The sequence below is a fragment of the Aquabacterium parvum genome, assembly GCF_001447195.1.
Taxonomy (GTDB): domain Bacteria; phylum Pseudomonadota; class Gammaproteobacteria; order Burkholderiales; family Burkholderiaceae_C; genus Aquabacterium; species Aquabacterium parvum.
Map to the genome: position 1 here is coordinate 1 of NZ_LFRI01000269.1, position 10,712 is coordinate 10,712.

Genomic DNA, 10,712 nt, shown 5'->3' on the forward strand with positions numbered 1-10,712 from the left:
ATTGGACAGGCTCACGTTGCCTCGCTGCAGTGGAAGGCAATGCTCGATGCGCGCGAATTGCTTGGGTGTGATCTCCATGTCGGGCAGTGTCCAGCATGATGCCCAGCGTTGCAATTAGTGTTAACAGCCCCTAGGCGGACGCGTTGAGCAAGGAGATCCCCCATCGGAGGCAAATGTGCAACGAGACGAACCCCCCTCAGGCAGAATGCAGCCCGACATGCTCAACGCCCTCCAACGCCTGAGCCACTGGCCCCTCGGCCTGCTGCACCCCCTGGGCGCGGCCATGGGCTGGCTGGCCTACCTTGGCTCGCCCAGCTACCGCCGCCGCCTCAAGGCCCACACCGACGCCGTGGGCCTCAGCCGCAGCCAGCGCTGGGCGGCGGTCGGCCACGCCGGCAAGATGGTGGGTGAGCTGCCCCTGATGTGGGGCCGCCCGCGCGAGGAGGCTTTCGGCGAGCGCGTGCAATGGCGCCACCCCGAAGTCGTCACGCAGGCGCTGGCAGAGGGCAAAGGCCTGCTGCTGCTCACGCCCCACCTGGGCTGCTTCGAGGTCACGGCGCAGGCTTATGCCGAGCGCTTCGGTGCGCAACAACCCATCACCGCGCTCTACCGCCCTGCCAAGCAGGCCTGGCTGGCCGAGGTGATGAAGGACTCGCGCAACAGGCCCGGCATGCTGACCAGCCCGGCCACCCTGGGCGGCGTGCGCCAGATGCTGCGCGCACTCAAATCGGGTCAGACCGTGGGCCTGCTGCCCGACCAGGTGCCGCCCGAGGGCATGGGCGCCTGGGCGCCTTTCTTCGGCCGCCCCGCCTACACGATGACCATGGCCGCCAAGCTGGTTGCTCAGACGCGCTGCGCCGTGGTGCTGTTGCGTGGCGAGCGCCTGGGCTGGCTGGCGCGCCGCCGTCAGGGCTGCAGCTACGTCGTGCACGCCAGCCGGGTCGCCCCGCAGACCGAAACGCTCCTGGCCGCAGGCGATGCGGCAGAATCCGCAGCCACCATCAACCGGCTGATGGAAGACCTGATCATGCAAGCACCCGAGCAGTACCTGTGGGGTTACAACCGCTACAAGGGCCCCCGCGCCGAAATCCTGACGTCGGCAACAAAAAGCGAGGAAACCGCCTGATGGCAACCAAAGACGGCAACTTGCCAAAAGAAGCCGCCATCCGGCTCGGCCTGGGCGTGCTGTGGACGCTGCAGTGGCTGCCCCTGCCGGTGCTGGCCGCCTTCGCTCGCGGCCTGGGCGCCCTGCTCTACCGCCTGGCTGGCTCGCGCCGCAAGGTGGGCTTGCGCAACCTCGAGCTCTGCTTCCCGGAGATGCCCCTGGCCGAGCGCCAGGCCCTGCTCCAGCGTCACTTCCAGTGGCTCACGCAGAGCCTGCTCGACCGCGCCGTGCTGTGGTGGGCGCCTGAGTCGCGCATCCGCCGCCTGATCCAGGTCGAAGGCGACATCGGCCTGGCCGAGCGAGTGTGGCAGCGGGAGCAGCGCGCCACCATGTGGCTGTGCCCGCACTTCGTCGGCCTGGACGTGGCCGGCGCGGCCATCCTGCTCAAGCAGCCGCGCCCCGGCGCCTCCATCTACCAGGCACAAAGCCACCCGCTGATGGATCGGCTCATGAAGCAGGGCCGCCTGCGCTTTGGCGACGCCGAAATCTTCCCGCGCCAGGATTCGATCAAGCCGCTGTTGCGCGCCGTCAAAGCCGGCCGGGGGTTTTTCAACCTGCCGGACATGGACTTCGGCCTGCAAGACGCCACCTTCGTGCCTTTTTTCGATGTGCCAGCGGCCACGCTGATGGCGCCTTCTCGCCTGGCGCGCATGCTCGACATGGTGGTGCAGCCCGTCATCGCCGAGATCCTGCCGGGCGGCCGAGGCTGGAAGGTGAAGTTCCTGCCGCCGCTGGAGGGCTTCCCCACCCGCGACGCCGAAGCCGACACGGCCGCCATGAACCGCTTCATCGAGCAGCAGATCCTGCTGCAACCCGAGCAGTACCTGTGGGTGCACAAGCGTTTCAAGACGCGCCCCGAGGGCCTGCCCAGCCTGTATTGAGCTGGGCTGCCAGGCCGCCAAGCCACATCGAGCGACGCCATCGCATCGCCAACGTGATCCAGATCAAGCCAAAGCTCGACTGACTCAAGTTGGTGCAAAACCCGACCGATACCTCATGCGAGAGGGGCGCGCCACCCAGGGCGTCCCCGTGAACATTCGAGGAGTTCGGGCACATGAACTGGATCACCTGGTTGCGAGGCTTTTCCATCCGCTCGCGACTGATCGCCTGCATGGCGCTGGTCGTCGTCATCGGCAGCATCGTGGGGGCCGGCATGAGCTGGAAGCTGATGTCGCTGCAAGGCGAGTTCGACAGCTTTGCCCATGAAGAATTCACGGCCACCCAACGCATGGCCGACCTGGCGCTGACCCTCGGCAAGCTGCGCGGGCAAGAAAAGGCCGCCGTCATCAACACCGGGGACTCGGTCACCGTGGAAGGTCACGTCAAGGCCTGGGCGAGCGCACTGGCCGAAACCGGCAAGGCCACCGAAGCCCTGATCGGCGCCGCACCGAACGATGAAATCCGCCAGGCCGCCACCAGCTTGAAAGACAAGCTGGCCGCCTACAGCAAGGCCCTGCGCCCGACCCTGGACCTCATCTCCAGCAACGCCTTGAGCACCTCGGGCGAGGCCTACCAGTCGACCGAAGGCGCACGCCAGGAAGCCGATCAGGCCGAAGCCATCGCCGCGCAACTCAACGCCAGCATCACGGCCCTGGCCGACGCGCGCCGCCACACCGTCGAAGGCGAGGTGCAGTCCACCATCGTGTCGCTGTGGGCCTTGCTGCTGTCGCCGGGCGTCGTGTTCCTGCCGTTGATGGGCGCGACCATTTACTCGATCACCCGCCCGCTCAAGCGCGCCGAAGAGATCACCCAGGCCATCGCCCATGGCGACCTGACGCGCGAGATCCGGCCCAATGGCCAGGACGAAATCGCCCACCTGATGACGTCCATGAAGACCATGCAGGACGGCCTGCGCGACATGGTGGCCTCGGTGCGGGATTCATCCGAGAGCATGCTGACCGCGTCGACCGAGATCGCCGCCGGCAACCAGGACCTGTCCAACCGCACCGAGCAGACCGCCTCGAACCTGCAGGCCGCCGCCTCGTCGATGGACGAGCTCAGCAAGACGGTGGAGCACTCGGCCGACTCGGCCAACGTGGCCAACCAGCTGGCGTCCACGGCCAGCCAGCGCGCCGTCGTGGGCGGCGAGGTGGTCTCCAGCGTGGTGCAGCACATGGAAGACATCAGCGAGGCCTCGCGCAAGATCAACGACATCATCAGCGTGATCGACGGCATCGCCTTCCAGACCAACATCCTGGCCTTGAACGCCGCGGTGGAAGCAGCCCGAGCCGGTGAACAGGGCCGTGGCTTCGCCGTGGTGGCCGGCGAGGTGCGCTCGCTGGCGCAACGCAGCGCCGAGGCCGCGCGCGAGATCAAGACGCTGATCGGCCAGTCCACCGACCGCGTCGAAGTGGGCTCGCAAAAGGTGCGCGAAGCCGGCTCGGTGATGAACGAGATCGTCGACGCCATCCAGCGCGTGTCGCACGCCATGGGCGAGATCGCCGATGCAACGCGCCAGCAATCCGGCGGCATCGGCCAGGTGACGAACTCCGTGACCGAGCTCGACCACATGACCCAGCAGAACGCCGCCCTGGTGGAGCAGTCCGCTGCTGCGGCCGACAGCCTGCGCCAGCAGGCCATCGACTTGTCCAAGACGGTGCAGCGCTTTCACCTGAGTTGAGGCTCGCGCAGGGCACGAAGCCGGGCGGCGACGCCGACCGCACCAGGGGCTTGCCGACAGGCGGATAATCGCCTGCATGAAGCTGCGTTTCACCAAGATGCACGGCGCGGGCAACGACTTCGTCGTGCTCGACGCCACCCGCGGGCCGCTGCCACTGAGCACGGCCCAATACCGTTTCATCGCCGACCGGCGCTTCGGCATCGGCGCCGACCAGATCCTGGTCGTCGAGCCCGGCAACGCCGCCACCGGCACCGACTTCACCTACCGCATCTTCAACGCCGACGGCGGCGAGGTCGAGCAGTGCGGCAACGGCGCGCGCTGCTTCGCCCGCTTCGTGCACGACACGGGCCTGACCAGCAAAGACGTCATCCGCGTGCAGACGCAAAAGGCCATCATCGAGCCGCGCCTGCAGGCCGACGGCCGCGTCACGGTCGACATGGGCGCGCCCTTCCTGGTGCCCGCCGAGGTGCCCTTCGACGCCACCGGCCTGACTCCAAAGGTGCTCAACGGCTGCGAGCTGTGGCCCATCCAGCTGGCCAACCACCCGGTCGAGGTGGCCGTGGTGTCCATGGGCAACCCGCACGCCGTCATGCGCGTGGACAGCACCGAGCACGCCCCGGTCGACGAGGTCGGCCCGCAGGTCGAGGGCCATGTGCGCTTCCCGCGCCGGGTCAACGCCGGCTTCATGCAGGTCGTCTCGCGCAACCACATCAAGCTGCGCGTGTTCGAGCGCGGCACGGGCGAAACGCTGGCCTGCGGCTCGGGCGCCTGCGCGGCCGTGGTCGCCGGCATCCGCCTGGGCTGGCTTGATCACACCGTGGACGTCGACATGCCCGGTGGGCGGCTCACCATCTCCTGGGCCGGCCCTGGCCAGAGCGTGCTCATGACCGGCCCGGCCGTCACCGTCTTCTCGGGCGAGATCGACGTGCCTGCCCTGTGAACCCCGACCTGTGAACCCGGCCCTGCCCGATCCCGCCCTGCGCGACCCAACCCTTCACCCGCTGACACCATGACCCTGCAAGGCATCACCGAAGACGAGATCGCCAACTACCTGGTGCACACGCCCGGCTTCTTCGAGCGCAACGCCCAGCTGCTGGCCTCCATCCAGCTCACCAGCCCGCACGGCCAGCGCGCCGTCTCGCTGCAAGAGCGCCAGATGGAGATGCTGCGCGACAAGATCCGCGGCCTGGAAAAGCGCATCATGGAAATGATCCGCCACAGCCAGGAGAACGAGGCCATCGCCGACCGCCTGCACCGCTGGGTGCGCGCCGTCATGCTGGCCCACGACGACCGCGCCCTGACCGACACCCTGGTCGGGACGCTGCGCCACGAGTTCCTGATCCCGCAGGTGGCGGTGCGCCTGTGGTCCACCCCCGAGCGCGCCCTGCGCCCCGAGCTGACCGACCTGCCTTTCGCGGCCGAAGTCAGCGAAGACGCGCGCAGTTTTGCGGCCAGCCTGAACCAGCCCTACTGCGGCCTGAACGCCGGGTTTGAAGCGGGCAAGTGGCTGGAAGACAGCGCCCACATCACCTCGCTGGCCCTGATCCCGCTGCACCACGGCGGCGCGTGCTTTGGCCTGTTGGTGCTGGGCTCGCCCGACGCCACCCGCTACACCTCCGACATGGGCGTGGACTTCCTGCTGCAGGTGGGGGATGTGAGCAGCGCGGCGTTGGCGCGCTTGCTGGGCTGACCGCCCATCAGGATGAGGGCCGGGGGCCCCTGCGCAAGGGGCTGGCATGGCCCTTTCGGATCACGCAAACAAGCCGTTTGGCAGATGCGACTCGCAAAGGGTGAGGCAATCTGTCACATGGGTGGAGGAGACTCGGCGGACATCGAATTCAAAAAATGGGAGCGTCTCCATGCGTCCATCCTTCGCCTTTCGCACGCTGTCGCTGGCCATCTGCCTGAGCGCGTTCTCGCTGAGCGGCCACTCGGCCATCCAGTTCAACTGCTCGGACAGCCTCACCCGCGAGGTGGGCGACGCCCTGGTCTTGCGCTGCAGCGGCGTGCTCGATGTGCGCGGCGACAGCGCTGGCGACCCGAACGACGTGCTCTCCCACGCCGGTGCCATCCGCCTGCACGGCGAGCAGGGCCTGAGCCTGGACAACCTGGCACTGGCTGCGCACACCATCGAGCTGACGTCAGAGCAGCGGGTGGTGCTGGGCAATGGGCTGGTGGTGCGTGCCCTCGGTGACGTGTTTGTTGGGGTGCCTCCACGCGCCCAGGTTGGGCAAGGCGGCACACGCCAGGACGCGATCCTGAACCCCATCGCAGGAGGCGCGGTGACCATCGACGGGTCAAGGTCAGGCAACTTGGTGCTCTCGGCCGCGTTCATGGTGCCAGCCTATGGCACAAGGCAGCCGGGTGGCAGCGTCGTGGTCGGTGGCGGCAGCATCAGCGGTGCGTTCTTCGGCCCGATCGACGCGCTTGGCATCATCGACGTGACAAACAGCGGGGTCAACGTCTCCCCAGGGAACGGCCGATACACCGTGCCCTTCCTGACTGGCCGGACGACAGGTTCTGTGACCAGCCCCGTGCCCGAGCCCTCGACCTGGGCCCTGCTGATGGGCGGCCTGGGCCTGATGGCCTGCGTGCGCCGCCGCCGCGCCTGAAGCCCTCCTTGAGCGCGCCCGTTGGCGCGCTCGGCTGCACAATCACAGCCATGCCCCCGCCTCAGTCCGCCACACCGCCCGTGCCGCACCCGGCCGAGTCGGACCCGCTGATCACCCACCACCTCGAACACCTGCGCGTACAGCGCCGCCTGGCCGAGCGCACGCTGGCCATGTACGGCGACGCCTTCCTGCGGCTGCAGGCCTTTTGCGACAAGGAAGGGCTCACGCTGGCCCAGGTGCGAAGCCACCACGTGCGCGGCTGGGTGGCCCGCCTGCACGGCCAGGGCCTGGGGCCCCGCAGCCTGGCGATCACGCTGTCGGCTTGGCGCGGCCTGTTCAAGTGGATGGGCGTGGAGGGCCTGATCGCCCTGAACCCCAGCGACGGCGTGAGGCCGCCCAAAGCGCCCCGCCCACTGCCCAAGGCCCTGTCAGTGGACCAGGCCGTGGCCTTGTCCGAGCACATCGACACCGACGCAGCGGCCCGCGCGGCCTCACCCGCAGCAGCCACCCGGGCCGAGCGCGAAGGCCCCTGGCTGGCCGCGCGCGACCACGCCATCGTCGAGCTGCTCTACAGCAGTGGCCTGCGCAGCGCCGAGTTGCTGAGCCTGGACGTGCAGGCCCACACCGAAGCATTGGGCTGGGTCGACCTGCAAGCCGGCGAAGCCCACGTGACCGGCAAGGGCAGCAAGCGCCGCATCGTGCCGGTGGGCGAGGCCGCGCGCAAAGCCCTGAACGCCTGGCTGCAGGTGCGCGGCGAACTCGGCCTGCGCGATGGCGAGGCTGCGCTCTTCGTCAGCCGCTTGGGCCGCCGGCTCACGCCCATGCAATTGCGCAACCGGCTCAAGCAACTGGCGCAAGACGCCGGCCTGCCCACGCACGTGCACCCGCACATGCTGCGCCACAGCTTCGCCAGCCACGTGCTGCAGTCCAGCGGCGACCTGCGCGCCGTGCAGGAGCTGCTCGGCCACGCCCAGATCAGCACCACCCAGGTCTACACGCGACTGGACTTCCAGCACCTGGCCAAGGTGTACGACGCGGCGCACCCACGGGCCAAGCGCAAGTGAAGGCCCGTCAGGCGCCTGAGCGACGCGCGTGGCGCAGCAAACAGGCGTTGAGCGACTCGAAGATCACCGGCTTGGTGAGGTAGTCGAGCATGCCCGAGTCCTGGCCGCGCTGGCGGGCGTCCTCGAAAGCGTGGGCCGTCAGGCCGATGACGGGCAGGCCCGGGTCGATGGCCAGCATGCGGGCCGTGGCACCGAAGCCGTCGAGCACGGGCATCTCGATGTCGCACAGCACGGCGTCGTAAGCCCCTGGGCCCGCCTCGGCCACCGCCTCGCACGCAGCCTGCCCGTCCGCCACGGCCTGCACCTGCACGCCCTGGTTGCGGAAGTACTGCATCAGCAGCAGCTGGTTGACCGGGTTGTCCTCGGCCAGCAGGATGCGCAAGCCAGACAAGCTGCCCTCGGGCGCGGCCAAAGGGCGATGGGCTTGACGTGCCTTTGCACCCGCGGGCACCCAGGTCGGTGCCAGGCTCGGCTGGCCCGCCTCCACCGGCTCGGCCACGGGCACCACCGGCTGCAAAGGCAGCCAGACGTCGAACCGCGTGCCCCGGCCCGGGGTGCTGTCCACCTCGATGCGCCCGTCCATGAGGTCCACCAGGCGCTTGCAGATCGACAGGCCCAGGCCCGTGCCCCCAACGCGCCGCGTGCGGCTGGCATCGCCCTGCTCGAAGGGCTGGAACAGCCGGGCCAGCTGGTCTGCCGACATGCCCGCGCCCGTGTCTTGCACCTGCAGAAGCAGGCCTGCGTGCGCGCCGGGGTGCTCACCCTGAGGCGCGGCTTTGACGCGCAACTGCACGCTGCCCTGGTCGGTGAACTTGACCGCGTTGGTCAGCAGGTTGACGAGCACCTGGTCCAGGCGCAGGCCATCGACCAACCAGTGATCTGGCAGGCCGGGCTCTCGCTCGACGAGCAGGCTCAGGCCCTTGTCACGCGCCTGTTGCCCGACCAGATTGGTGGCCTGTTCGATGACGTCGTCCAGGCGCGTGGCCACGGGCACCAGCGCCAGCTTGCCGGCTTCGATCTTGGAGAAGTCGAGCACGTCGTTGACCAAGCCCAGCAGGTGGCGCCCCGCCTGCTGGATGTGGGCGAAGGACTCGGCCGGCGCCTGGCCTGCATGGCGCATGGCACCCAGCTGGGCAAAACCGATGACGGCGTTGAGCGGCGTGCGGATCTCGTGGCTCATGCTGGCCAGGAAGTCGCTCTTGGCGCGGCTGGCTTGCTCGGCGTCAGCTCGGGCCTGCTTGAGCTCGGTGACGTCCAGCGCCATGACGATGAAGCCGACCACGCGGCCTTCGACCACGTCGGGCGTGTAGCTGACCTGGGCCGTCAGGCCAGCCTCGACGTGCTCGCACGAGCAGGCCTGGCCTGCCAGCGCCCGCTCCACGAAGGCACGGGTGTTCTCCCACCCGCGTGGCGACAGCACCTGGGTGATGTGGCGCCCGAGCAGGGGCTGGGGCTTGTGCGCCCAGTGTCCGGCCAACTTGCGGTTGACGAAGCGCAGGACCAGCTCGGCATCCCAATAGGCCACCGCCCCGGGCATGCGGTCGAGCACGGTCTGCAGGCGCTCCAGGCTCTGGGTTCGCAACTGCAGCTGCGCACGCAGCAAGGCGATCTCGCGGCGCAGCGCGGCCGGGTCGTCTGCTTGGCCAGACAGCAGGTCGGCTGAGCCAGGGTTGAGGGGCGCCATGGGTCTTTGGTGGGACAGCGGTGAGGACAACGCCTGCACGATACACGTGCAACGCCCTCCCTGGCACATCCCCAGGGGTCATCCCTGAGCCGCAGGCACCCCGAGGTTCAGGGGCTGCAGCCGCAGCGGCAGCGGTTGGGGCCCCGAATGGCCCCGCGTCCTTCCTCAGTCCTGGCCGAACAGGTCGCGGCTGTAGACCTTGTCCAGCACGTCCTGCAGGTCGGCACCGATGCGGTTGGCGACGATGACATCGGACTTGGCCTTGAACTCGGCCAGGTCCTTGATGACCTTGGAGTTGAAGAACTCGTCCTCTTGCAGCACGGGCTCGTACAGGATGACCTCGACGCCCTTGGCCTTGATGCGCTTCATCACGCCCTGGATGGAGCTGGCGCGGAAGTTGTCGCTGCCCGCCTTCATGATGAGGCGGTAGATGCCCACCACCTTCGGCTTGCGCGCCAGGATGCTGTCTGCGACGAAATCCTTGCGCGTGGTGTTGGAGGTGACGATGGCGCCGATGAGGTTCTGCGGCACCTGCGAGTAGTTGGCCAGCAGCTGCTTGGTGTCCTTGGGCAGGCAGTAGCCGCCGTAGCCAAAACTCGGGTTGTTGTAGTGCGAGCCCACGCGCGGGTCCAGGCTCACGCCGTCGATGATCTCGCGGGTGTTCAGGCCGTGGGTCTGGGCGTAGGTGTCGAGCTCGTTGAAGTAGGCCACGCGCATCGCCAGGTAGGTGTTGGCGAACAGCTTGATGGCCTCGGCCTCGGAAGAGCCCGTCAGCAGCACGGGCACGTCGGCCTTGAGCGCGGCCTGGCGCAGCAGGCCGGCAAAGCGCTCGGCGCGGGCGGAGCGCTCACCCACGACGATGCGACTGGGGTGCAGGTTGTCGAACAGCGCACGGCCTTCGCGCAGGAACTCGGGCGAGAAGATCACCTGCTCGGTGTTGAACTTGCGGTTGACCTCTTCGGTGTAGCCCACGGGGATGGTGGACTTGATCACCATCACGGCCTTCGGGTTGGCCGCCAGCACCGCCTGGATGACGGACTCGACGCTTTTGGTGTTGAAGCGGTTGGTGTCGGCGTCGTAGTCGGTGGGCGTGGCGATGACCACGTACTCGGCTTCGGCGCAGGCTTCGGCGAGGTTCGTGGTGGCGCGCAGGTCGAGTTGTTCGGTTTGCAGGTGGCGCGTGATGTCGGCGTCTTCGATGGGCGAGACGCGGCTGTTGACCTGGTCGACGCGCGACTGCATGACGTCCACCGCCACCACCTGGTTCTGGCGCGCCAACAGCACGGCCATGGACATGCCGACGTAGCCGAGGCCCACGACGGCGATCTTCGACGGGGCTTGGGGGAGCGGGGTGGACGGGGTGGTCATGGCTGGGTGAAACGGTGGAGTCGGGGTCAGGAAGGAGATGCTAACCGGGTTCGGTTTGTGCGGCGCAGCAAGTCGAGGTGTGGGCCTGCAAGTTCGGGGCCGCCAGCGTCAGCACGGCAACGGCACGATTTTGGTGCGGCAGCGGGCTGGCAGGTGGGCACCCCGGCTCGCCACGCGCCGCTTTGGGTGGCTCGGAACC

The 10,712-nt window shown here is 68.3% G+C and carries 9 protein-coding genes; 7 read left to right on the plus strand and 2 right to left on the minus strand.

Annotation, left to right across the window (positions count from 1 at the left end; genetic code table 11):
• Positions 1-217: 217 nt before the first annotated feature.
• The 7 genes from ABG80_RS10020 to ABG80_RS10050 all read left to right on the plus strand — a co-directional run bounded on the left by ABG80_RS10020 (position 218) and on the right by ABG80_RS10050 (position 7,461).
• The gene (locus ABG80_RS10020; protein WP_058087588.1) at positions 218-1,126 is read left to right on the plus strand and encodes a lysophospholipid acyltransferase family protein; all 909 of its coding nucleotides are present in this window, start codon (positions 218-220) and stop codon (positions 1,124-1,126) included.
• A complete protein-coding gene (locus ABG80_RS10025) occupies positions 1,126-2,046 on the plus strand; it encodes an LpxL/LpxP family acyltransferase (protein ID WP_058087555.1) in 921 nt (306 codons plus the stop codon). The genes ABG80_RS10020 and ABG80_RS10025 overlap by 1 nt, the downstream gene beginning before the upstream one ends.
• Before the next feature lie 173 nt (positions 2,047-2,219).
• Positions 2,220-3,785: a methyl-accepting chemotaxis protein gene (locus tag ABG80_RS10030; RefSeq protein WP_058087556.1), complete on the plus strand. Its 1,566-nt coding sequence runs from the start codon at positions 2,220-2,222 to the stop codon at positions 3,783-3,785.
• A 76-nt stretch (positions 3,786-3,861) separates the two neighbouring features.
• Positions 3,862-4,725 carry a diaminopimelate epimerase gene (dapF, locus tag ABG80_RS10035; protein ID WP_058087557.1) on the plus strand — a complete coding sequence of 288 codons (864 nt, stop codon included), beginning with the start codon at positions 3,862-3,864 and terminating at the stop codon, positions 4,723-4,725.
• A 69-nt stretch (positions 4,726-4,794) separates the two neighbouring features.
• On the plus strand, positions 4,795-5,475 hold the full coding sequence (locus ABG80_RS10040; protein ID WP_058087558.1) for a DUF484 family protein: 681 nt from the start codon (positions 4,795-4,797) through the stop codon (positions 5,473-5,475).
• Between the two features lie 169 nt (positions 5,476-5,644).
• Entirely contained in the window at positions 5,645-6,397 is a 753-nt protein-coding gene (locus tag ABG80_RS10045) for a PEP-CTERM sorting domain-containing protein (RefSeq protein WP_058087559.1), read from the plus strand.
• Between the two features lie 50 nt (positions 6,398-6,447).
• The gene (locus ABG80_RS10050; protein WP_083505985.1) at positions 6,448-7,461 is read left to right on the plus strand and encodes a tyrosine recombinase XerC; all 1,014 of its coding nucleotides are present in this window, start codon (positions 6,448-6,450) and stop codon (positions 7,459-7,461) included.
• Between the two features lie 7 nt (positions 7,462-7,468).
• On the opposite strand, the gene ABG80_RS10055 is transcribed toward ABG80_RS10050, so the two are convergent.
• Positions 7,469-9,145: a PAS domain-containing sensor histidine kinase gene (locus tag ABG80_RS10055; RefSeq protein ID WP_058087560.1), complete on the minus strand. Its 1,677-nt coding sequence runs from the start codon at positions 9,143-9,145 to the stop codon at positions 7,469-7,471.
• Positions 9,146-9,310: 165 nt separating this feature from the next.
• Entirely contained in the window at positions 9,311-10,513 is a 1,203-nt protein-coding gene (locus ABG80_RS10060; RefSeq protein WP_058087561.1) for a nucleotide sugar dehydrogenase, read from the minus strand.
• Between the last annotated feature and the right edge of the window lie 199 nt (positions 10,514-10,712).